This window comes from Virgibacillus sp. MSJ-26, assembly GCF_018918075.1.
Classification (GTDB): Bacteria; Bacillota; Bacilli; order Bacillales; family Amphibacillaceae; genus MSJ-26.
On the sequence record NZ_JAHLPW010000004.1, the window covers coordinates 41376 to 66186 of the forward strand.

Annotated in this window: 21 protein-coding genes; 8 read left to right on the plus strand and 13 right to left on the minus strand. The window is 37.2% G+C overall.

The window, feature by feature from the left end:
• Positions 1-121: 121 nt before the first annotated feature.
• From KQI49_RS04125 to KQI49_RS04145, 5 genes are all read right to left on the minus strand, one after another.
• Positions 122-1030, minus strand: a complete 909-nt coding sequence (locus KQI49_RS04125) for an ABC transporter permease (RefSeq protein ID WP_216487095.1) — start codon at positions 1028-1030, stop codon at positions 122-124.
• 28 nt (positions 1031-1058) lie between these two features.
• Positions 1059-2021, minus strand: a complete 963-nt coding sequence (gene opp4B, locus KQI49_RS04130; protein ID WP_216487096.1) for an oligopeptide ABC transporter permease — start codon at positions 2019-2021, stop codon at positions 1059-1061.
• 4 nt (positions 2022-2025) lie between these two features.
• On the minus strand, positions 2026-2958 hold the full coding sequence (locus KQI49_RS04135; protein WP_216487097.1) for an ABC transporter ATP-binding protein: 933 nt from the start codon (positions 2956-2958) through the stop codon (positions 2026-2028).
• Complete coding sequence (locus KQI49_RS04140; protein ID WP_216487098.1) at positions 2945-3958, minus strand: ABC transporter ATP-binding protein; 1014 nt, start codon at positions 3956-3958, stop codon at positions 2945-2947. The genes KQI49_RS04135 and KQI49_RS04140 overlap by 14 nt, the downstream gene beginning before the upstream one ends.
• A 797-nt stretch (positions 3959-4755) precedes the next feature.
• Positions 4756-5649, minus strand: a complete 894-nt coding sequence (locus tag KQI49_RS04145; protein ID WP_216487099.1) for a DUF1002 domain-containing protein — start codon at positions 5647-5649, stop codon at positions 4756-4758.
• A 315-nt stretch (positions 5650-5964) separates the two neighbouring features.
• Here KQI49_RS04145 and KQI49_RS04150 point away from each other — a divergent pair, with 315 nt between their 5' ends.
• Positions 5965-7116, plus strand: a complete 1152-nt coding sequence (locus KQI49_RS04150) for an MFS transporter (protein WP_371817517.1) — start codon at positions 5965-5967, stop codon at positions 7114-7116.
• 129 nt (positions 7117-7245) lie between these two features.
• On the opposite strand, the gene KQI49_RS04155 is transcribed toward KQI49_RS04150, so the two are convergent.
• The 5 genes from KQI49_RS04155 to KQI49_RS04175 form a co-directional block, all read right to left on the minus strand.
• Positions 7246-8178 (minus strand): ABC transporter ATP-binding protein, encoded by a 933-nt coding sequence (locus KQI49_RS04155; RefSeq protein WP_216487101.1) that lies wholly within the window; start codon positions 8176-8178, stop codon positions 7246-7248.
• Positions 8175-9230 (minus strand): ABC transporter ATP-binding protein, encoded by a 1056-nt coding sequence (locus KQI49_RS04160; RefSeq protein WP_216487102.1) that lies wholly within the window; start codon positions 9228-9230, stop codon positions 8175-8177. The genes KQI49_RS04155 and KQI49_RS04160 overlap by 4 nt, the downstream gene beginning before the upstream one ends.
• An 18-nt stretch (positions 9231-9248) precedes the next feature.
• The gene (gene opp3C, locus KQI49_RS04165; RefSeq protein WP_216487103.1) at positions 9249-10397 is read right to left on the minus strand and encodes an oligopeptide ABC transporter permease; all 1149 of its coding nucleotides are present in this window, start codon (positions 10395-10397) and stop codon (positions 9249-9251) included.
• A 5-nt stretch (positions 10398-10402) separates the two neighbouring features.
• Positions 10403-11329, minus strand: coding sequence for an oligopeptide ABC transporter permease (gene opp3b / locus KQI49_RS04170; RefSeq protein ID WP_216487104.1), 927 nt, complete (start codon positions 11327-11329; stop codon positions 10403-10405).
• A 164-nt stretch (positions 11330-11493) separates the two neighbouring features.
• Positions 11494-13191: a peptide ABC transporter substrate-binding protein gene (locus KQI49_RS04175; RefSeq protein WP_216487105.1), complete on the minus strand. Its 1698-nt coding sequence runs from the start codon at positions 13189-13191 to the stop codon at positions 11494-11496.
• A gap of 226 nt (positions 13192-13417) precedes the next feature.
• Here KQI49_RS04175 and KQI49_RS04180 point away from each other — a divergent pair, with 226 nt between their 5' ends.
• Complete coding sequence (locus tag KQI49_RS04180) at positions 13418-13792, plus strand: DUF3899 domain-containing protein (protein WP_216487106.1); 375 nt, start codon at positions 13418-13420, stop codon at positions 13790-13792.
• Positions 13793-13882: 90 nt separating this feature from the next.
• Here the strand turns inward: KQI49_RS04180 and KQI49_RS04185 are convergent, their stop codons facing one another.
• Positions 13883-15517 (minus strand): glutathione ABC transporter substrate-binding protein, encoded by a 1635-nt coding sequence (locus KQI49_RS04185; protein WP_216487107.1) that lies wholly within the window; start codon positions 15515-15517, stop codon positions 13883-13885.
• 260 nt (positions 15518-15777) lie between these two features.
• Here KQI49_RS04185 and nikC point away from each other — a divergent pair, with 260 nt between their 5' ends.
• The 5 genes from nikC to KQI49_RS04210 all read left to right on the plus strand — a co-directional run bounded on the left by nikC (position 15778) and on the right by KQI49_RS04210 (position 21072).
• Positions 15778-16677 carry a nickel transporter permease gene (gene nikC / locus KQI49_RS04190; RefSeq protein ID WP_216487108.1) on the plus strand — a complete coding sequence of 300 codons (900 nt, stop codon included), beginning with the start codon at positions 15778-15780 and terminating at the stop codon, positions 16675-16677.
• Positions 16678-16694: 17 nt separating this feature from the next.
• Positions 16695-17651, plus strand: a complete 957-nt coding sequence (locus tag KQI49_RS04195; protein ID WP_216487109.1) for an ABC transporter permease — start codon at positions 16695-16697, stop codon at positions 17649-17651.
• A 357-nt stretch (positions 17652-18008) separates the two neighbouring features.
• Entirely contained in the window at positions 18009-19052 is a 1044-nt protein-coding gene (locus tag KQI49_RS04200) for an ABC transporter ATP-binding protein (RefSeq protein WP_216487110.1), read from the plus strand.
• Positions 19024-20034 carry an ABC transporter ATP-binding protein gene (locus KQI49_RS04205; RefSeq protein ID WP_216487111.1) on the plus strand — a complete coding sequence of 337 codons (1011 nt, stop codon included), beginning with the start codon at positions 19024-19026 and terminating at the stop codon, positions 20032-20034. The genes KQI49_RS04200 and KQI49_RS04205 overlap by 29 nt, the downstream gene beginning before the upstream one ends.
• A 90-nt stretch (positions 20035-20124) precedes the next feature.
• Positions 20125-21072, plus strand: coding sequence for a nuclease-related domain-containing protein (locus KQI49_RS04210; protein WP_216487112.1), 948 nt, complete (start codon positions 20125-20127; stop codon positions 21070-21072).
• 328 nt (positions 21073-21400) lie between these two features.
• Here the strand turns inward: KQI49_RS04210 and KQI49_RS04215 are convergent, their stop codons facing one another.
• Both KQI49_RS04215 and KQI49_RS04220 read right to left on the minus strand, forming a co-directional pair.
• Entirely contained in the window at positions 21401-21778 is a 378-nt protein-coding gene (locus KQI49_RS04215) for a RidA family protein (protein ID WP_216487113.1), read from the minus strand.
• Between the two features lie 69 nt (positions 21779-21847).
• Positions 21848-23197, minus strand: a complete 1350-nt coding sequence (locus KQI49_RS04220; RefSeq protein ID WP_216487114.1) for an MATE family efflux transporter — start codon at positions 23195-23197, stop codon at positions 21848-21850.
• 313 nt (positions 23198-23510) lie between these two features.
• Between KQI49_RS04220 and KQI49_RS04225 the strand changes: the two genes are divergently transcribed.
• On the plus strand, positions 23511-24791 hold the full coding sequence (locus tag KQI49_RS04225) for a hypothetical protein (RefSeq protein ID WP_216487115.1): 1281 nt from the start codon (positions 23511-23513) through the stop codon (positions 24789-24791).
• Positions 24792-24811: the final 20 nt, after the last annotated feature.

Consider the following 24811-nt stretch of genomic DNA (forward strand, 5'->3'; position numbering starts at 1 on the left):
ATTACTAACCTAACGACTATAACATTCAATTACTATTATTCCGAAAACTAAAGGAATAGTTAGGGTTAGATTTTTTAAACATTCTATGTAACTTCACCTCCTTTAAGTACTCTAATTCTCATTATCCTCTTCGCTGCCTAGCATCAGTTGCACGTTTTAGTGCCTCGCCAACATTACGAATACTTAACATGATTAAGAGGATAAGAATAGCTGCAGGTAACCAAATCCACCATCTATATTCTAAGGTTTGTGGATTTCTTGCATAACTCATCAATGTTCCGAGACTCGGAGTGCTTTCTGGAAATCCAAAGCCTAAAAATGACAAGCCTGATTCCAGACCGATATTATTCGCCAGAGCTAATGTCATCGCCACAATAATAATGGAATATATATTTGGAAAAACATGTGTAAACATAATCTTAATACTTGGAGTTCCTAATGTTCTAGCTGCTTGAACATAATCCAGTTCAGATTCTTGCAATGCTTTGGCCCGAAACAACCGTGCCTTTCCCATCCATAAAAATGCTGTCATAATTAACGAAAACGATAATATACTGTATTTCGGGACAATAGAAACAAATACAATAACAATCATCAAAAATGGCAAAACCATAAAGAAATCTAAAATACGCATTAATATATTATCAACCGCTCCACCAAAATAACCGGCCACTAAACCGAATACGATTGCTATAACGCCCGTCATCAAGGTTACGAGTATACCAATTGATAAAGAGTTCCTTGTTCCAATAATTAATTGTCCAAAAACATCCCTTCCACCATAATCCGTTCCTAACCAAAATTCTTTTGAAGGTGGTTCATGTATGGCGAATAAATCAACTTTAATAATTTCACTTTGATCAAGGAATAAAGCTATCCCATAAACAAAAGTCGTAATAAGTACAAGAAAAATAAGAGATACAAGCGCTAGCTTATCTCGAACAATCTCACGCCAAAGAATAATTAAACCAGATGGACTTTGACTTGATTCTTGCGTTTTAGCTTCCATTTCCATATTATTTACTTCCATCTAAATCACCTCAGAGTCTATCAAGTTCTTATTTAATACGAATACGTGGATCAACAATACTTAAGATAATATCAGAAATTAGCGTTCCTAGTACTGCCGCTACACCGAACAATAATGTTGTAGCTGTAACGACACTGTAATCACGTAATGTAATTGATTCTATAAACAGTTGCCCCATTCCCGGATAACTGAAAATAGTTTCCACAAATACCGTTCCACCAATAAGACCTGTTAGTTCATAGCCAAAAAATGCAGCAATCGGAAGCAATGAATTTCTTAATATATGTCGATTATAGACTCTTGATTCCGGTGCTCCTTTCGATCTAGCAGTAATAATAAAATCCTTTTGTTTCGTATCAATAATGTCATTTCTAAGGTATTGGACAGTACTTACAGTAGCAATCAATGACATGGATATGGCTGGTAATAGCAAATGATTAAACCTGCTAAGAATATATTCAAATGTTCCCGGCTCTAGACCCGGTTTTACACTTCCACCAGTAGGGAACCATCCGAAATAAAATCCAAATATCCAAAGCATTACTAAAGCAAAAATAAATAGAGGTGTTGCAAAACCTATGTACGTATAACTTGTAATTGCCTGATCTGCCCATGTATCGTTATAACGACCACTTGTAATTCCTAATGGAATGGAAATAATATACGTTATAATTAATGTTACTAACGAAAGCCAAAATGTATTAATCATTCGTTCCATCATTAAATCCGTTACCGGCATTTTAAAACGAAACGATTGACCAAAATCTCCTTGCACTGCACCAGACACCCAATCAGCATATTGAACATGCCATGGTTCATTAAGGCCCAGTTTCTCCCGCTGTTGTTCAATGGTTTCTGGATCAACACTTGGATCAATTAATCCTGTTAAAGCATCTCCTGGCATCATCTGGGCCATTATAAAAATCAAAAGGCTTAACAGAATAAGTTGCGGTATCATGATTAACATACGTCGTACTGTAAATTTCCACATATCGTCAACTCCTTTCCGGCAAAGCTACTGAATGTTTATCTGAAATAGTCTGTAATTGAAAAGCTAAGCCATCCTCATCAAAGTAATCGTTATACGACTGCTCGTATTCGGTTTCGACTTCTTGACGAAAGTGAAGCTGTTTTTCACGGTTACGCGGGTTAATATCAGGAATAGCAGCAACAAGACGTTTTGTATAAATATGTTGGGGATCATTAAAAATTGCTTCGGTTGTCCCTTCTTCCACATATCTACCGCGATACATAATGCCAATATGATCACACATATGTTTAATAACTCCTAAATCATGGCTAATAAAAATATAAGTTAGATCAAGCTCAGATTGAATATCTTGCATAAAGTTTAAGACTTGTGCTTGAACCGAAACATCTAGGGCTGAAACAGGCTCATCAGCTATAATTATTTTTGGCTTCAAGGCAATGGCTCTGGCCACTCCAATACGTTGCCTTTGTCCACCTGAAAATTGATGTGGATATTTTACAATACTCTCAGGACTTAATCCGACGAGTTCAAGTAACTCCTGAACACGCTTTTTTATTTCCTGTCTTGAGAGTTTTTCATAATTTTTAAGAGGTTCCGAAACGATATCGAGAACGCGCTTTTTAGGATTAAGAGATGAATATGGATCCTGAAAAATCATTTGAATATCTTTCCTGTAGTCTAATTTGGAACCTCGTAATGAAGTGATATCCCGCCCATTGTATATGATTTTTCCATCCGTCACTTTATTCAACCCAAGAACCGCACGTCCAGTTGTCGTTTTTCCAGATCCTGATTCTCCAACAAGTCCATAAGTCATTCCTTTTTCCACTGCGAGGGAAACGCCATCCACTGCTTTGATATGGTCCACAGTCCTCCCGAAAATACCACCTTTAATTGGAAAATGAACTTTTAGGTCTTTAATTTCAAGAAATGCCATGACGCTGTTCCTCCTTATGAGCTTCCGGAAATTCAAAGCTCTTATAACACGTACATCTTACGAAATGTCCCGGTCTTACCTCATGAAGCTGTGGGTGTTCCTCATGTTCAGATTCAGGTACCCATGGTATCCTTGCACTAAAACGGCAGCCTGTTCTTGGCAGATGCTGTAAGGAAGGAACTATACCTTGAATAACATGTAGTTTTTCTTTTGCTTGAACTGAAGTCGGCATAGAATTTAAAAGTGATTTTGTGTAAGGGTGCAAAGGATCTTCAAATAAAGTCAATACATCGGTAATTTCCACAATCTCTCCAGCATACATCACAGCTACACGGTCAGCCATCTCAGCTACTACGCCTAAATCATGGGTAATTAAGATTATCCCAGCATGCATGTCTTGTTTTAATTCATTTATTAGACCGAGAATTTGAGATTGAATCGTTGCATCAAGTGCTGTTGTAGGTTCATCAGCAATTAATAATTCTGGATCATTCGCAATCGCCATTGCAATGATGACACGTTGGCGCATACCACCAGACAGTTCATGTGGGTATTGAGTATATGTGTGTTCTGCACGTGGTATCCCAACCTTATTTAACAGATCAATAACCTTTGCTTTTCGCTGATCTTTTGTAAGGTTGTCGTGTAGGAAAATTGTTTCTCCTATTTGGTCTCCAATCATCATCAAAGGATTTAAAGCTGTTAGAGGATCTTGGAAAATCATCGCCATATCTTTGCCACGTAACTTATTCAAATTGTTAGATGATATGTTGACTATATCTTGATCTTTGAACAAAATATTACCTTCAATTTTTGCGCGGTTGTGAAGTCCCATAACAGAAAAAGCTAAAGCACTTTTTCCACAGCCCGATTCACCGACTATAGCTAACGTCTCATTTTTGTTTAATGTTAGATGGACATCATCAACTGCCGCGTAATAGTCATCCCCAATCCTAAATGACGTTTTTAAATTTTTAATTTGAAGCAATTCGTTAGACAAATTAATCCCCCTTACGACTTTGTCTGATTTTTATCTGCATTCTGCATTGGGCCTTTTATACTGATAAGTCTTTATTAAGAAAGTGGCAGTCTAGTTGGTATACCTATTAACCACCACTTTTTCAAAAAAGCCTTCAAAAATAAAATATTCAAAAAACTAATATTATGTAACTTTATAATATACCCCTTTTACATACTTTTTATACCTATGTAATCGAAATGTAATATTTATGCGGTTTTTTAAATTATATATTATTTTCTGAAATTTAACAAGGGCTTTTTTGAATTTTTATTAAATTTTTTAATAATTTGCATATTTGACTTGATTTATCGAATACATATGACTTGAATAATTGTAATAGTCCTTAATTATGTAGAACAAAAGCGCGGGGCGCCCGTTTAGCAACGTACGGACTGCGCCTCGCCAAGCGAGGTGGGTCAATGTTGATGCCCAGGAGCATCGGTTTTAATTGACCATTCATTACATAGGAGATGAAGGAAACATGCCCCTGCAAAAGGGGTATGCTGACGTTAGCCGCAAAGGCTGAACTTAGTCGGCCTTCTGTATTGTTTTGAGCCGATGTTGACTTATCGTATCATGAGGTGAAGGAAGTCTCGCAAGTTTTTAATGCCAAAACTTGCCTGCTTGTTGCTGGGCGCTGAAGCTAGACAAGGCCAATTTCAGTATAAAGTTATCCACAGGAGTTTTAATGTTATAGTTCCTTAACTATAAAAAAACAGATATAAAAGGCATCTTTGCTATTTATATCTGTTTAAGAGTTACGCATTATAAATTGTTTAATTAAATAAATTTTTAAAGAAACTAATCAATCGTTGGAAAAAGTCTTCAACCTTTTCCCAGAAACTTTCATCTTCTAATATATCACCAAATTTTTCTTGAACTTTAGAGGCAATGTCATTCAACTGATCTTTCACCTTATCAAAATCAATATTTAAGTCTTTCATTTTTTCAAATAGGTTGATGAGTAATTGTCTGTCTTCCTCACTTAATGATACTTCTAATTTGTCCAATTGTTCTTTTACAATGCGCTCCACATCTTCTTTCGTGGCTGGATCTTGCTCGGCAATTTCTTTTTTTATCTCAGTTAATAATTCACTGACTTTATTCTCATCCATACCTTCTTTATCTGATAGTTCTGTAGCAACATCGAGTTCCTCATTTGCAAGTTCCATCCGTTCTTTATCAAGTTCAACGCCTTCTTCATCATACGCTTTATAAATTCCGGATAGTGCAGATGATCCCGTTACTTTAACGGGAGAAGCGACGTCTACAGTTGCATCTTCCACTCCAGCAGTCAATAGGGCGTTTGCATACATTTCACTGGTCACTTCAGTGATATTGTCAGGGGTAACAATATTAATTGTCAGCCCTTCACCTTCTTTTTGCCTTGTAATTTTTGCCGATGAATACATGTTGGAATTTGGGTCACCATTAATATAATTAGCTATATCTTCTCCTGTGACCGTGTATTCCTTGACATCATCTGGATCTGACACTTCTAACAATCGGCGTGTTTGCTCTTTTTGATCAGCTGTTAGTGCATCACCGTAGACAACAATTGTTTCACTTACCGCTGAATCTTCTTGAACGGCAAATGCAGGCTGACTTATTCCTAGGACCAAGCCGAGAATCACCGTCAACATCAGTATTTGTTTTATTAATCGTTTCATATAGATTACTCCTTTTAAATAGACTTCTTATTCAATAGCTTATGCTTGTACCAGCAGACTTATTTCATTTATTATAGTATACCTTTTTTTCACGCATATGAACATCTATTATACCATTTTAATCTTTTTTAAAAGGAAGCGTTTTCCTTGAGCACAAAGCTTTAACTTGCTTTAAAAGTACGATATATTTAGCTTATCGAAATAATTTCACAATAAGAAAGAAGGCGTATTTTTATTAGTTATGATGAAATAGGAGTTAAGCGTAATCTGGTCATCATGTGGTTTGCAAACTTTTTTATTGCAAGTAGTATGACGATGATTTTACCATTTATCTCTTTATTTATCGAGACGTTTGGAAACTTTTCTGATGTATATGTACAAAATTGGGCAGGTTGGACATTTGGGATTACTTTTGTCGCTGCTTTTTTATTTGCTCCCATTTGGGGTCGAATCGGTGATAAGTATGGGAGAAAAAAATTATTAATCTTTTTTGCCACAGGTCTTGGTATTTCTATCTTTTTAATGGGGTTTGCCACATCTGTTTGGCAGCTTTTTATTTTGCGTTTATTGATGGGGGTTTTTACCGGTTTCATCCCCATGTCACAGGCACTCATCGCAACACAAACACCAGAAAATGTTGCAGGTAAAGTTCTCGGTACTTTGCAAACAGGAAGCATTACTGGTAACTTAATGGGTCCCTTGTTTGGAGGCGTTATGGCAGATATCTTTGGCTATGGAGCAACTTTTCAATTAACATCCATTACAGTTATTCTTTCAGCATTTATTGTCATGTTTGGCATTAAAGAAATGAAATTGAAAACAACCTCCGAGGAAGCTAATAAACTGTATTCAAGCAAGGAAGTTATCTTGCATATTGTAAGGCATCCAGTACTATTAATTGTACTGTTGCTATCAACACTAATCCAGTTGGCACATTTCAGCGTCCAACCCATTCTTTCATTATATGTAGGTGAAATTCACGGAACAGCTAATATTGCATTCTTTTCGGGAATAGCCTTTTCAGCTGCAGGGTTAGGTAACTTATTAATGACCCGGCGACTAGGTAAATTAGGTGACCGAATTGGGTATATTAAAATATTAATTGGTTTATTATTTATGGCTGGAATCGTCTATCTACCAGCAGCTTTTGTCACAAACATTTGGCAACTCGTCAGCATTCGTTTCTTGCTAGGTATTGCCATCGGCGGAATCGTACCATTAAGGGTTGCCTATATAAGACATGAAGCACCGCTTTCTATGCAGGGCGAGGTGCTTGGGTATAACACAAGTTTACGATTTTTAGGTAATATTATCGGACCGGCACTCGGAGGTATGCTTTCTGGCATGTTTGGATTTTCATCAGTTTTTTATGTCACAAGTGCATTGCTCATTATCAGTGGCACCATTCTGTTTGTCACGTGGTATAGATATGAATTCTCTGGACGAAAGACGCACTCAATGTCATAGATTAAATCAGTTAATACTTCAACTATATTTAAACTTTAAAAATATAAAACCCCTGTTAGGGACTTATGAATTTAGTCGACTAACCGGGGTTTTAATTTCTCTTGAATTGTTTCGAACAGTTTTTCATATTTAATTTTTTAACTGCTTTTTGTATTGTTCAAGTTCTTTTTCCGTACAACGCACCCAGTGACCAGGTTTTACTTCTCTAAATTCCATCGGTCCGCTTGTGTCATGTATAGTGGGGTCATAATGCATTCTCTTCCTTGCACGTTCATATTGTGGATCCGGCAATGGAATCGCCGACAATAATGACTGTGTATACGGATGAATTGGATTGTGATAAAGTTCGTCACTATCTGCAAGCTCTACTAAATTACCGAAGTACATGACTCCAATCCGGTCACTAATATATTTAACCATAGAGAGATCGTGAGCAATAAATAGGTATGTTAGACCTTGGTCTCTCTGAAGTTGTTTTAACAAATTAATGACTTGAGCTTGGATTGACACATCAAGAGCGGAAATTGGCTCATCTGCAATAATGAATTCAGGCTCTACAGCTAAAGCACGTGCAATTCCAATTCTCTGTCTTTGTCCACCACTGAATTCATGTGGAAAGCGAGTGGCATGCTCTTTGTTTAAGCCTACAATTTCAAGTAATTCTTCAACTCGTGCTCTTCTTTCCTTATCATTATTAACAAGATGATGCACGTCCAATCCTTCTGCAATGATATCCATAACATTCATACGAGGATTAAGTGATGAAGATGGATCTTGGAAAATCATTTGCATTTTACGATTAAATTTTAGTAATTCTTTTTTGGATTTTTTGCCGTGAACGTCTTCCCCATTAAATTTAACTTCTCCGCTGGTTGCATCATATAACCGGATAATAGTTCGACCAGTCGTGGATTTTCCACAACCAGACTCTCCTACTAAACCAAATGTTTCACCTTTATGGATATCAAAGGAGACGCCGTCCACTGCTGTAACAACTTCTTTTCGTCCTACTGGAAAGTGTTTTTTTAGATTCTTTACTTCTAATAATTTTTCTTGTGTCATTTTTTCTTATCATCCTTTGAACCCGTATTGGAAAAACCTTGCATACGGCGCTTTACAGCTTCTGGTGGCTCAATATGTGGTGCATCTTCATGTAATAGCCATGTCGCAGCATAATGTGTATCCGATACTTTAAACATCGGTGGCTCCATCACTTTATCTATTTCAAGTGCAAATTCATTTCTTGGTGCAAACGCATCACCTTTTGGCGGATTAAGCATATCAGGAGGACTTCCTGGTATTGCAAATAACTCTTCCTCGTCGTCGTCTAGTGTTGGCATCGACCCTAAAAGCCCCCATGTATATGGATGTTTAGCATTATAAAAAATATCATCCGTTGTACCAACTTCAACTATTTTCCCTGCATACATGACAGCTACTCTATCCGCAACGTTCGCAACGACTCCAAGATCATGTGTAATAAACATAATTGCACTATCGGTTTCGTCTTGAATACCTTTCATTAATTCTAAGATTTGCGCTTGGATTGTTACGTCTAACGCTGTTGTCGGTTCATCTGCAATGAGAACCTTTGGATTACATGCCAAAGCAATAGCAATAACAACACGTTGACGCATCCCACCAGAAAATTGGTGTGGATACTGAGTCATTCTAACTTCAGGATTTGGTATACCAACTAATTTGAGCAATTCTAGCGATTTATTCTTCGCGTTTGTTTTGCTGAGCCCTTGGTGTTTTATTAATCCCTCCATAATCTGCCTGCCAACTTTCATGGTCGGATTTAATGAAGACATAGGGTCTTGAAAAATCATAGAAATTTCACTACCGCGAATCTTTTGCATCGCTCTATTTGATAATTTCGTAATATCCTGGCCTTCAAATAGTATTTCACCAGATTTTATAAATCCTTGTGGGGCAGGGAGAAGTTGCATCAGTGACTTGGATGTCACTGATTTTCCTGATCCCGATTCACCAACTATAGCTAAGGTCTCACCTTTATTTAATTCAAAATTCACACCCCGAACAGCTTGTACTTCACCGTTGTAGGTGTTAAATGATACTCTAAGATCTTTCACTTCTAATAATTTACTCATTTAAAAGCACCTACCTTATTATTTATGCATTTTCGGATCAAATGCATCTCGTAAACCATCACCAATTAAATTGAATGCAATCATAATAATTGAAATCAATGCTGCTGGAAACACTAATAAATAGGGATATAATCTGATGTTTTCAAAGCCTGCATTCACTAATGTACCAAGTGAGGCCTCAGGTGGAACTAGTCCAAGCCCAATAAAGCTTAAGAAGGCTTCAAAAAAGATAGCACTAGGAATTGTAAACATCGTGTTAATAATGATAATACCACTAATATTAGGTATTAAATGCTTACCAATAATCCGTCGATCCGGAGTACCCAGCGTTCGCGCAGCTAAGATAAATTCCTGTTCCTTTAACTTTAAAACCTCTCCCCTTACAATCCTCGCCATTCCGGTCCAACCGGTGATGGTTAACGCCAGGACAATGGAGGTTATACCTGGTTTTAAAATCAGGATCATGAGTACAATCACAACAAGGTTCGGTATTCCAATGAGTATTTCTAAAATTCGTTGCATCACGTTATCTACTCTTCCACCGTAATAAGCGGAAACTCCACCATAAACGACACCAATAAACAGATCAATTACTGCAGCTACAAGAGCAATAATCAAAGAAACTCTCGTACCTAACCATAATCTTGTCCACTGGTCACGTCCAAGTGTATCTGTTCCAAGCCAAAAATACTCATCTGTCATATCTTTAGCTTCATAAACATGGTACTTTGCCTTTACTACCGCGGAATCTTTCGTGCCATCACCTTCGTCCAGTACTTTAATATCGATAAAATCATCGTTATTACTATATCTGGCATATGCATTTTGTGTGGCTTCTTCAACATCCGCCCCGCGGTACTTACCTTTTAATGTTCCGTCAAATCCTAACCAGGGTATATTTTTCAAGGCTGATACATATGGAGGCATTTTTGCACGAGATAGGTCCTGATCATCGAGTCCATGCTCATTCATTCCAGGACCAAAAATACTCATAATACCAATAAATAGCATGAGAACAACCGATATCATGGCTACTATGTTTTTGAAAAATGTTCTTCTGGCATCTTGCATAAATGTTCTACTTGGTCCAGATATTTTTTCACTTTCATCTTCTTTTCTTTCCATTGGAACAAGCAGATCTTTTGGTACTTTATTGTTTTTGTCCATTTTAATTATTTCCCTCCTGACAGCCTTATTCTAGGATCGATAATTACATAAAGGAGATCGATTATCAGGATAATGGCAACAAACAAAAAGGCAAATAAAAGTGTCGTGCCCATAATTGTAGGAGGATCGTTAACCATGACAGAATCTACGAATTGCTTACCTATACCAGGTACAGCAAAAATTTGTTCAATAACCAATGTACCCGTCATAAGACTGACAGCCATTGGTCCCATCACTGTTACTAATGGAATCAACGCATTTCTGAGTCCATGTTTAAATATTATCCCGTATTCACTAATCCCTTTAGCTCTAGCTGTTTCTATAAAATCAGAGCCTAAGACCTCTATCATTTCTGTTCTAGTAAAACGTGCTGCTGTGGCCAATGGAAAAATCATTAAAGCGATAGTGGGCAAAATAGTATGAGAGAATGATCCCCATAAAGCTACCGGAAATAAATCCCACTCTACGGCTAGGAATTTTTGAAGCAATCCTGCAAACACAAACGAAGGAATAGATGTACCTAAAACAGCTATGATTGTAGAAGTGTAATCCAATACCCCATTATGAGAAATAGCCGCAATCAGACCGAACAAGATTCCCAAAATGGTCCCAAAAATTAATGCTTGAGCACCCAGTTGGGCAGAAGGACCAATACGATCCATTAATATTTTACTTACAGGTGTATTATCAAAAGCAAAAGATAAACCTAGATCTCCTTGCGCGAGATTTGCCAAATATCTTACATATTGCACAGGGACGGGATCGTTTAAATTATATTTATCCATTACGACTTCTCGTTGCTCTGGGCTCAATTTATCGGCAGCACTTAGTGGGCTACCAGGAAGCATTTTCATTAAAAAGAATGAAATGGTGGCAATGATAAATAATGTGATTAGCATATATATAACACGCTTTAATAAGTAACGGGCCATATGTGCACCTCCTATGTGTGTCTGTCGTTCAGTGTAGAAAAAACTCGAAAGTTTTCAGTATAGTAAGTTAATTTCCAGAAATTACAAAAGAGAGTATATGCCTTAGGGTCATACACTCTCTTGCAAAAAAGTGACTAGCATATTTATTTCATTTCAAATGAAATTTATTCTTCTGAACCAACACTTGACCATTTGTATTCATAAGTTGGGCCAAATGGATTCACAAATACGCCTTCAACTTTTGGTGAAACAAGTAATGCTAGAGATTTTTGGTAAACAGGTGCGATAGCCGCATCTTCAAATAGTATCTTTTCAGCTTCTAAGAAGTTCTCATAGCGTGCATCATTGTCATTTGCAATGTCACCACTCATAGTTTCTTCTAGTAGTTCATCATATTCTTCATTAGAATAACCCATTTCGTTATTTCCACCGTCAGTTACCCATAGGCTTAAGAAAGTGTATGGATCTAAATAATCCGGTCCCCATCCAGTGAGAAGTAGATCATAATCCATATCTGTCTGTAAGTCTATAAGTTGTTCAAAAGGAACTTGTTTTAAAGTTAGATCTAAACCTTCTAGATTTGATTCCAACTGATTTACAAGGTACTCGTTCGATGTTTTTGCAGTTTCACTATCACCTGCAAGGAATTCTAGTTCAATCGAATCTGTTCCTAATTCTTCTAACCCTTTTTCCCAATACTCTTTAGCTTCATCTACGTTATATTCAATCATGTCACCATTGACATCACGGAAATCTTCACCACTGTCAGGCATGTTTACAAATTCTTTCGGAATTAATCCGTTAGAGACAGTGGATCCGTTATTTAAAATTTCATCAACCATTGCTTGCTTGTCAAAAGCACGAGCAATAGCTGCACGGATATTTGTGTTTTCAAGTGCTTCATTTCTTGTTTGATTCATTTTTATATGAAATACAGAAGTTTGTGGGACAGTTTCATAGTCATCATGTGTAGAATAAGCATCTACAAGGTCAGATGAAAGTCCAGCACGATCAACTTTTCCAGATTCATATAGGTCAACAGCTGTTTGTGGATCTTTTACAACTTCATATGTCATTTTTTCAAGCTCTACAGTATCTGCATCCCAGTAGTCTTCGTTTTTCACGAGATTCCAAGAGTCACTCGTACTCTCCCAATCATCCATTACAAATGGACCATTGTATAATAATGAATCCGAGTCTTGTGCGTAGCTATCACCTTGTTCTTCGACAAACTCTTCATTCATAGGTAAGAACGTACCGAATGTTGTTAATGACTCAAAGTATGCAACTGGAGCTTCTAGTTCTACAACTAATGTATGATCGTCCTCTGCTTTAACACCTAGTTCATCAACATCTTTGTCACCACTACTAACTTCACTTGCATTTTTAATAACGCCTTCCATCATATATGGGCCATACTCTGATCCTGTATCAGGGTCAACAGCTCTCTGCCATGCATAAACAAAGTCATGTGCTGTAACCGGCTCTCCATTGGACCATTCTGCATCATCACGTAAATCGAAAGTCCATGTAAGTCCGTCTTCACTCTCTTCATGGTCTTCTGCAATTCCTTCAACAGGCTCTCCGTCTTCACCTAAACGATAAAGACCCTCCATTGTAGCACCGAGGAATTGGAACGCATATTCATCAGTTGCCATTGAAGAATCCATTGTCGGTATTTGGTCTCCATTAGTAAAATTCAGAACATTTTCGTCTGAAGAATTCTCTTCTGATTCAGTAGCGTCGTCATTCCCTTCTGAATCACCTGCATTGTCAGCAGCGTCATCGTTACCGCCACAAGCTACTAAAAATAAGCTAAGTAATAGACCTAGCGCTAAAAGCAATGTCCATTTCCTTCTCATGTTGAAATATCCCCCTTAATTTGTAATTACTTATAGAAGTATATTATAGAGTATACAATTTTTTTAATAGTTTTGTAAAGAGCTTTTTTAAAATAGTTAAAAAAATTTAATTTTTTAATCGTTTAGCTAAAATATTAAAAAAGCTCAAAATCTTGCAGTTATTGAATAAGAATCGTTTGAAAATATGCTATAATTATTTTAGAAAAAGTGAAAAGGTGAAAGTAAATTGAAAAAATTAGCAAGCAAATGGATGCTTTTATTATTAAATTACACAACTATTACTATTTTATTTTTAATATTTGCACCTGATTACACATTAGAACATTATATTAATACAGTTTTTTATGTTTTTTTGGTGTGTTCTATATTCATGTTATTTCTATATATTAAAAAGGGTGGATTTTTTGATGGGATAGCCTTTTCATTTAGTAGGTTTAAAAGTGTCATTTCTAAAGATGTAAGTAAAATTGATAGTTGGAAAGAAAAATCTCCTCCTTCAGAAAATGTAAATGAAAAGTTTTACTCGATGCTGCCCTTTCAACTGCTTTGGCAATTTTTTCTACTGGTCTTACTATTATTAATGTACTATTTTATATTTTAAATATAAGCGAAAAAATCCGAACAGACAGTCCTGCTCGGATTTTTTGTTCTATTATATTTATTGTCTAACTATCATTCATCATTCACTTCATTAGTTACTCATTGTTACATCTTTCAACTGAAGAACACCAGTTGGTAACTGTTCTAGGCCTTGCACGTTATCACTCACTCCTAGAATGTATTCTTGGTGATGGAGATAAAGCATTGGCGCATTTTCAGCTAGCAACTCTTGAATTTCACTATATAGTTCTTCACGTTTGTCAGGATCAGGTTCTTGTCGAGCTTCATCTAAAAGATCATCAAGTTCAGGTTCGTCTGTAAAGGTACGGTTACCCGGATCACCAAAGTTATTGGAGTGGAATAAAGCATATAATCCGTAGTCCGCGTCCCCTGTAACTGTAGACCATCCTAGTACAAACATCTCATGTTCACCATTTGCTGTTTGCTCGAGATAAGCACCCCACTCAAGAATCTCTACTTCTACTTCAATACCAAATTCTTTCAATTGAGCTTGAACGTTTGTCGCAGCATCAATTCTTTCACGGCTGTCATTCGTCCAGATTGTAGTTGAAAAGCCGTCTTCATAACCCGCTTCTGCTAAAAGCTCTTTTGCTTTTTCTGGATCATAATCTAAACTTTCAGCATCAGGATCATATCCAAATACATCAGGTGCTAGTGGGCCAACAGCTGGAATACCAGCGCCATCATAAATACCATCAATTATTTCCGATTTATCAATGGCCATGTTTATAGCTTGACGTACTTTCGGATCGTCAAATGGCTCTTTATCAGCATTAAAACCAATGTATGATAAGCTTACACTCGCTTGTCTGGCAGGATCGACAGCTTCTTCCCCCTCAATTTGTGCCACATCTGAAGGACTTAATGGGTCAATAATATGTGAGTCCCCTGTTAATAGTTCAGCAACACGTGTCTGATCTTCATCAACGACTTTAAATGTAACGGAGTCAAGATTAGCTGGTTCATCCCAGTAATCCTCGTTTTTTACTAAACGGACATAATCGCCTGGCTGCCATTCTTCAAATTTAAAAAATCCGGTTCCTACTGGATTTTCTGTTATGACACTACCTGGTTCCTCACCATTTTCCATTGCCTCATAATCTTCCTCGATTAGATCTAGAGACACCATCGCTCCTCCACTGTGCGCTAAATGTGCAGGTAATGGGGCAAATGGATATTCTGTAACAAAGCGAACAGTGTAATCATCTACTACTTCAATATCAGAAACCATTTCGTACAAGAAAGCACGTGGGGAACCAACCTCTTCATCAAGGACACGTTCTATGTTTGCCTTTACAACTTCGGCATTAAAATCTGTTCCATCATGGAATTTAATATCTTCCCTGAGTTTAAACTCCCAAACGTCATCCTCTATAGCGTCCCATTCTGTAGCAAGACTTGGCTCTAACTCCATGTCCATGTTTTGTTTAACTAAAGATTCATAGATATTTTCCGCCACGTTACTTGAAGGAACGTCGTTAGATCCTGCTGGGTCTAACGAAACAGCGTCAGCAGAGCTAGCAATTACAAGGTCGCCACCTTCTTCTTCGGCTGCTTCTGCTTCATTGTCTACTGTTTCTTCCTCACCATCATCTGAATCTGGTGTACCTGCAGTCTCATCTGGCTCACTCGCACAGGCTGACAGGACAAGTGCTAACATCAAAGTTAACATAATAAAGAATAAAGACTTTTTTGTTACCCTCACTTCGTATTACCCCCCATGGATAGTATTTAGTTGCTTACTTTTAATACAAAATTCAAGCAATCTAACTTTGTTTTATATATCATAACTTAAATTTTCTGAAATTACAAGCAAATTTTAATTTAATTCCGATTGTTAAAATTAAAATAAGTGTTATAATAATATAAAATTGGCACCCCCTGAATGTCTATTCAACCATGCTTTAAAAATGCTCTATCTGTTTAACCGTAAACAATTACTTTTAGAAAGGATGTAAACAAAAAATGAGTGAGCCAGCGATTGAGAACCAATCAACAATTATGAATAAAACGACACACCCTTTACTTCAAAGTTGGAAGAACTTCTTTAGAAAACTAAGTAAAAACAAGGCCGCTTTGGTTGGCGGTTTTTTAATTTTATTTTTCATTGTTGTCGCTCTTATAGGACCCTATTTCACTCCTTATCAACCTGACACAACAGACGTCGTGAATAAATTACAGCCACCAACTGCTGATCACTGGTTTGGCACAGATCACCATGGCAGGGATATATTTAGTCGTATTATTCACGGAATGTCTATTACATTATATGTAGGGTTTTTCTCTGTTATTCTAGGTGCGACAGCTGGCGTGGTTCTTGGTATTATAGCGGGTTATTATGGTGGCCGAATCGATGCATTCATTATGAGATGTATGGATGTTCTCTTAGCTTTTCCTGGTATTTTATTGGCTTTAGCTATAGTGAGTGTTCTGGGAGGTAGCTTACAAAACGTTATCATTGCTGTAGCAGTATTCTCCATTCCTGTTTTCGCTAGAATTGTACGAGGTTCTACATTAGAAACTAGAAAACTAGAATATATCGATGCAATCAAAGCACTTGGCGCCAGTGATTTCCGTATTATTTTTAAACATATTTTGCCAAATGTATCCTCACCGATTATCGTACAAGCTACTTTAAACATTGCCACAGCTGTTCTTACAGCCAGTGGGCTCTCCTTTTTAGGGCTTGGTGCTCAACCACCTACACCTGAATGGGGCGCGATGCTTGCGGATGGACGTAATTATTTATACAACGCTCCACATGTTGCATTTTTCCCAGGAGTAATGATTGTTTTCGTTGTATTGGCGTTTAATATTCTTGGCGATGGATTACGTGATGCATTAGATCCTAAAATGAAAGATTAGAAAGGGGTGCACTGTAAATGTTTACATATATTGTCAGACGTTTAGTCCAGACTATTCCCGTATTAATAGGCGTAACAATAATTGTTTTTAGCTTGATGCATCTTATTCCCGGGGATCCTGCACAAATTATGGCAGGTGAGAGTGCCCCTAAAGAACAAGTTGAAAACATTCGAGAACGACTCGGTTTAAATGATCCCTATCCTGTTCAATATTGGAACTATATTTCAAATGCAGTTCAGGGTGACTTGGGCAGTTCAATTCGTAGTGGTCGGTCTGTATCATCAGAAATTGGCGGCCGATTAATGGTAACTATTGAGCTCGCGTTCTATAGTACGATATTGAGTGTGTTCTTAGGATTAATTGCAGGAATTGTTTCTGCAACGAAGCAATATTCCTTTCAAGATGTAAGTTTAATGATACTAGCTTTATTTGGACTATCCATGCCGAACTTTTGGCTTGGCCTAATGTTAATCAATTGGTTCGCGATAGGGTTTGACCTGCCATCTTGGGTTCCTTTTTTAGAAAATACAAGTTGGTTTAAACCATCCGGTTGGGGCAGTTTCCAACAAGTACTCTTACCAGTGATAACACTTGGTACTGGAGGGGCCGCGATTATAGCTCGTATGACTCGCTCCAGTATGCTAGATGTGATTGACGAGGATTATATAAGAACCGCTCGTGCAAAAGGAGCTAAAGAACGAGTAGTCATTTATCAACATGCATTAAAGAATGCTTTAATCCCTGTCGTCACTGTAGTTGGTCTACAATTCGGAGCGCTTCTTGGCGGAGCGGTATTAACGGAAACAGTATTTGCGATTAATGGGCTTGGTAAGTTAATAATTGATTCAATCCGTGCACGTGACTTCCCAATCGTACAAGGTGGAGTCCTCGTCGCTGCCCTAGTCTTCGTAGCCGTCAACCTCATCGTTGACATGGCCTATCGATTCCTAAACAAACGAATCGATTTGAATTAAGGAAGAAAAGCGAGTTGGACCGTTTAGCGACGTATGAACTGGACTGAGCCGAAGGAGATAAAGGAGACACGAAGAGCGGAGCGATTCGATGTCGACTTATCGTACGGAGGTGAAGGAAGTTCACTAGTCGCTGGTCCATCGAGCTAGACAATAGAAAAGCGATAACGACCAGTTAGCAACGTATAGGCTGGAGTGACACCGATTGAGATAAAGGAGACACGAAAAGCGAAGCGATTCGATGTCGACTTATCGTAATGAGGTGAAACGAAGCCTACTAGTTGTTGGTCGTTTAAGCTAGACAGAAGAAAAACGAAATCAACCCTATTTTAAAAGATAGATTGAAAGGTGTGAAAATAGATGGCCACAGAATCAACTGCGAACGATAATATATTAGAAGTTAAAGATTTACGAACATCTTTTTTTACAAATGAACAAGAAGTGAAAGCTGTTGATGGGGTTACCTTCAGCCTACCGAGAGGGAAAACTGTCGGAATTGTTGGGGAATCAGGATCTGGAAAAAGTATCACTTCCCTTTCAATTATGCGTCTAATTGATCAGCCCGGAGAAATCATTGGTGGCGACATACTATTTAATAATGAAAACTTACTAGAAAAAAACAATAATCAAATGAGAGATATTCGTGGAAAAGATATATCTATGATATTCCAAGAACCAATGACCTCATTGAACCCAACATATACAGTTGGTCAACAAATCAGTGAGGCATATAAGATACACGAAGGACTCCGAAAAAAAGAGGCGAGACATCGTTCGATTGAGATGTTAAAACTTGTTGGAATACCTTCACCTGAAAAACGTATTGATCAGTATCCACATGAACTATCAGGTGGCATGAGACAGCGGGTAATGATTGCTATCGCGCTCGCCTGTAGTCCGGATCTTCTTATTGCCGATGAACCAACCACTGCGCTAGACGTGACTATTCAGGCGCAAATATTAGAGCTCATTAAAGAGCTTCAAGAAAAGTTGAATATGTCCGTACTATTAATTACACACGATCTTGGTGTTGTTGCCGAGACCTGTGATTACGTTGCTGTAATGTACTGTGGAAAAATTGTTGAGTACGCTGATGTCAGGACAATCTTCAAAGATCCAAAACATCCTTACACAGTGGGGCTTCTCAATTCCTTACCACCACATGATCGGGATATTGAAGAGGATTTACCGGTTATAAAAGGAAATGTTCCAAGTCCAGCAGAATTACCAAAGGGATGCCGTTTTGCACCGCGTTGTCCTTTTGCCAGTGAAATATGCAACACTTTACCTGATCTTAAAACTGATGAAAATGAAAATCAAATTCGTTGTTGGATTTATTCGGACGAATGGGATGGGGATCCGGAGGTGAATGTTCATGCCGAAAGAACTACTCAAAGTAACTAATTTAAAACAACATTTTCCAATTAAAGGGGGATTCCTTGGCCGCACCATTAACCATGTTAAAGCTGTTGATGGTGTCTCATTTACCATTCATGAAGGTGAAACGGTCAGCATTGTCGGAGAATCCGGATGTGGAAAATCTACAACTGGGCGTGCCATTCTTCGACTTGATGAACCTACGGGTGGTGAAGTTAAATTTGACGGAAAAAATCTACTCTCATTTAGCAAAAGAGAGATGCGTCAAAACAGAAAAGATATGCAAGTTATTTTCCAGGACCCCTATGCTTCACTTAATCCACGTCAGACTGTGAGACAAATTTTAAATGAAGCAATGGAGATTCAAAAAGTGGTTCCTAAGAAAGATAGAAATGACCGAATTCTTGAGTTAATGGAGACGGTTGGACTCGGAGCGCATCAAATTGACCGCTTCCCTCACGAATTTAGTGGGGGGCAACGTCAACGGGTTGGAATAGCACGCGCTCTCTCTGTTAATCCACAACTTATCATTTGTGATGAAGCAGTTTCAGCTCTTGATGTATCTATTCAAGCACAAGTTATTAACCTACTTAAAAAGTTACAGCGTGAGCTCAACTTAACGTATCTATTTATTTCACACGATCTTGGTGTAGTTCGACACATATCTGACCGAGTGATTGTGATGTACTTAGGGAAAATTGTTGAAATAGCTGACAAAAAATCATTATTCACAAACCCACAACATCCATATACAAAGTCACTATTATCAGCTATCCCAAATACCGATCCCGATGCAAAAAGAGAACGAATTATTTTATCAGGAGATGTCCCTTCTCCAATAGATCCACCTACCGGATGCCGATTCCATACACGCTGCCCATTTGCTACAGAAAAGTGTGTCACTGATGTACCTGAGCTCAGAAACGAAGACTATATGAAAGAAGGCCATCAAACTGCATGCCATTATATAGAAGAAATTGAGTCAGGATTGATGCAACCAACGAGGTGATTATTTAATGAAGACCGGTCTTTTTTTAGGAACGGTCTTCATTTATTAGCCTACTTCTTTACCTTTAACCTAAATGGAAAGGACGATTCTATGTCAATACATCATAAACCACGACCACCCGTAGAATTACAAATATTAGAATGTTTAAATGTGAGAATGAATTTATCTACAGATGACCAGCTAACCTATAAAAATCTCAAAAAAGGACATCTCGGCGAACTAAAGTTTTCCAGAATGTTAGAAAAGACTCTCACAAAACCACCATTACTCCTCTATGACTTATCACTTCAACAAAATAACAGCAAGTTCCAAATTGATTGCCTACCGATATTTAATTATAAAATACTCCTACTAGAAATTAAGAACTTTGAAGGTAATTTTTATTTCCATAATGATAATTGGTATGTTGTTGAGACGAGAAAAGAAATAAGAAGCCCTCTTATGCAACTAAAACGCAGTGAGCTCTTGTTAAAAGAACTTCTTCAAAAGCTCGACCATAAAATTCAGGTTGAATCCTATGTTATTTTTGTCAATCAAGAATTCACTTTGTACCAAGCTCCCATTAACTCTTCGATTATCCTACCAACCCAGGTCAATCGATTTATAAAAAAATTGAACAATCAACCTACAAACCTAAACAGAAGGCGAACAAAACTAGCTAATCAACTCACTGACCTTCATCTGACTGATTCCTCTCATACACATCTACCTGAATATACATACGAAAAATTGAAAAAAGGAATAGTATGTAAAAATTGTTTTGCTTTTTATACATTAATCAGTAACTCAAATATTAAGTGCACATCATGCGGTACACAAGAGAAGATTCGAACTGCCATTTTACGAAATATAAAAGAATTGCATTTACTTTTTCCTAATCTAAAAATAACCACATCTCTTATACATGAATGGAGTGATGCAATAGCTTCTAAAAGAGTAATTAGAAATACATTACGAGATAATTTAACTCCCGTTGGAAACGGTAATAGCACTTATTATGTGTTTACAACAACTACTCCTACATTTATTTATACATAGACTTGAATCTGCGAATAAGGAAAGGCAAGTTTTATATGATATAAAAACCCAAATCGCATGTCGTGTTACCCCTGAGCATGTTTCTTCATATTAGGCGGTACAAAGAATAGGGACGCGTGCCCCCTAAGCGAGATTTTTACTCTAGGGGGCATTAAGAATTGAAACCCGTTACCCTAAACGAGATTTTTCACACTAGGGGGCACAATCAGCTAGCACTCCTCTTTTTTAATGCAAACTAAAACCGAGTCATCTTTCATAAGCTGACTCGGCTAAGTAAAAAAAGAAAAAGTTTAAAACAAAACGATCTACTATTATAGATAAAAACGACCTATCCCGTATAAACAACAACATCCATCTCAACGAGGACGTCTTTAGGTAAGCGACTTACTTCAACAGTGGCGCGTGCTGGGTATGGTTTTTCTAAGTAACTGCCATAGATTTCATTGACAGTTGCGAATGTGTCCATTGATTTCAAGTAAATGGTAAACTTAACAACCTGAGAAAAGTCTGTACCCGCTTCGCTTAAAATTGCTTTTAAATTTTCCAAAACTTGCTTCGTTTGGTTTTCTAGTCCGTCGGCAACCTCGCCATTTTCTGGATCCATCCCGATTTGACCTGATACGTAAATAAAATCACCTGCTTGGATAGCTTGTGAATATGGGCCGATTGCTGCTGGTGCATTTTTAGAGTGAATTTCTTTAACCATAAATATGCTCCTCTCAAAATAATGTCATTCCTAATTCAATTTTAATATACTTACTGCAAATATAACAAATTAACTGCGACTCTTTTTAAATAATTCTTTTTCACGCCACTTACCATACCGGAAATACAGGAATGCTACTAAACTACTTATAATAAAACTGCTTCCCATTCCGATAGCTATGCCAATTTCCCCAGAAACAGTTGCGAAGAAAGCAGTTAAAGGATACCGTAAAATCCAAAATGAAATAATATTTAAAATAAGTACTTGATACATGGCTCCAGAGGCACGGACAATCCCATTTAACACAAAATTAATTCCTAAAAACGGAAAACATAAAGCAATAATCTGTAAATACTGCGTCCCAAATGTCACGGCATTTTCCTCTTGGATAAACAGCCTGACACCATATTCAGCTACAAGCACAACAATAATTGCTATGGCACCCATAATCGATAAATTATATAATACTGCATTCTTAGCGATTCTTTTCACACGATTCCAATTTCCAACACCGATATTTTGCCCGGCCATACTACTGACAGATGTTCCGAGCGCTTGTGCAGGAAGAGTGATTAGTTTATCAAGACGTTGGGCCGCCCCGAAACCACCAACAACGGCTCCACCAAAAGAGGTGACAACACTCATAATCGCCGCAGAGCCAGCTGAAATAACAGCCATTTGCAAACCTGAAGGAATTCCGAGATTTAAAATCAAACCGACCTCTGATTTCGATGGCAATGTCGGCATACTAAAAGGCGCCAGCCGCTTGACTAACACATAAATAAAACCGTATAAAAAAGCGCTACCTTGAGAAATGACTGTCGCATAAGCTGCTCCTTTTATTCCAAGATTAAATACGGCTATAAATAAAGGATCGAGCACAATGTTTAAAAGAACCGCAATCGTTACAAAGCGCATTGGTGTCCGACTATCCCCAAGTGCTCTTAATACTGTACTGATAAAATTGTACCCGAATAAAAATAGCATTCCTAAAAAGTTTATTTGGAGATAGTCCTTAGCGTTGGCCATTAAAGAATCAGGCGTGCCCATTAAATTTAATAAAAATTCTGAAAAGACAAACCCTAACATACCAAGTAATAGCGATAAACTCATCAATATGACGACAAACGCATTTAAATATCTTTTTAATCCCTCTTCATTTTTCTTCCCCTTTTGTTGAGAGAGAATCGTTAAGGCTGCGTTATTCATCCCAATCACAAATGATAGGACAGTAAAAATAATGGTGCTCGAGATGGCAACCGCGCCAAGTGCCTCCGCACCTAGCAAATTACCAATCCATAAACTATCCACAAATTGATAGGAAGTTTGCAGCAAATTTGTTAACATGACCGGTGCCGAGAAAGCAATGAGTTGTTTTAAAATATTTCCTTGTGTAAAGTCATGCTGTTTTACTGCCATAACATTCATCCTTTATAGTTCATTTTTAATAATTTATTATTCTAAGTTCAGGAGGACACCTTAGTAATTAGTCCATACTTCACTATAACACGTGACAATCCTACTTATTTACCAATTGTTATTATAACCTTCACAACTTAAGTTGACTGTTGTAAGAAAATTGCGTATAATAACAATAATTATTTACCTTTAGGTTTGTGAATTAAAATCACATGCTAACATCATGACTTTTAAAAACCACAGTATAGTTTACTAATAATTATCAGAAAATAGAAACTTTTTTAATGCATACTGATACTCAAGGGGGATAGCTATGACTATTAAAATAGCAGTATTTGGTCGAAGTGAGTTAATAAATCGCATGCAAAACATAATAAACATTTCTGATGAATTTGAGATTTTAGCTTTTAAGTATTCTAAAATAAGGGAAGTGACTCATTTACTTAATCATGCTTTCACATGTGATGTATATGTATTTCTTGAACCCTTTGCCTATTTAACCGTAAAAAGTGAACTTGATAAAAAACGGGTACCTTCTTTATATATTTCAGTCGATGAATATATGATTTTAACATCCTTTTATCAATTAAGATTTTCGAACAAGCCAAAACTTAATCGCTTATCAATCGACGTTTCAAATGAGACACATCTTAATGAAGTATTAAATGAATTACACATTCATGAAAATGAAATTTATACATACAGCTATAACACTCTAAATAAAGAACCCCCAAGTATTCAAGACATTTTTAACTTCCATCAAGAGTTATGGGAAAAAGGCAAAATTGATATGGTGTTGACTTCCATTAAAGATATGGAACAAAAACTTCAAACTATCGGGATTCCCGTAAGATCTATGCACATACCCCAATCAAACATAACAGAAGTCATTGAACAAGCAAAATCAATTATACTTTTAAACAAAAACAAAAGTGCTCAAATTGTCGCTGGGCACATCAGCATAAAACATATTAAAGAAGATACTTATAAACAACAAGCCATCGACCATTTCCACCGAGTTTTACAAGAATTCAGCAAGAAAACACATACTTCCATTTTATCTTTGAAAGAAAACCATTTTATTTTATTCGGAACAAGAGGAATCCTTGATCACATTACAAACCATTATCGTGACCTACCTTTACTGAAGCAGATCAAGGAATTTACAAGTTTGGAAGTCGATATCGGTTTTGGTTTCGGTTTAACTGCAAAGCAAGCAGAAGCGAATGCTTTAATTGCTTTGGACAAATGTAGGGAGTCAGAGATTGGTCATTGTTATATCGTTAACGATCAACAAGAAATAATTGGACCTATTGGGGTTGAAAAACAAATTGATGCCTCAGAATTATATCAAGCACTTATCCATAAAGCCCGCCTGAACAATGATTTATCCTATAATTTCATTGAGTTTATCACAACACGAAACAATGAGCCGTTTTCGTCACATGATATTGCAACATTTTACCAAGTGACGAAGCGAAGTGCAGAGCGAACGGTTAACAAACTTCTCACCGGTGAAGTGATTAAAGTGGTTGGTGAAGAAAAACCATATCTACAAGGACGTCCAAGAAAACTGTTTCAAATTAATGTTTAACCATCAACCTTTAGCGTGTT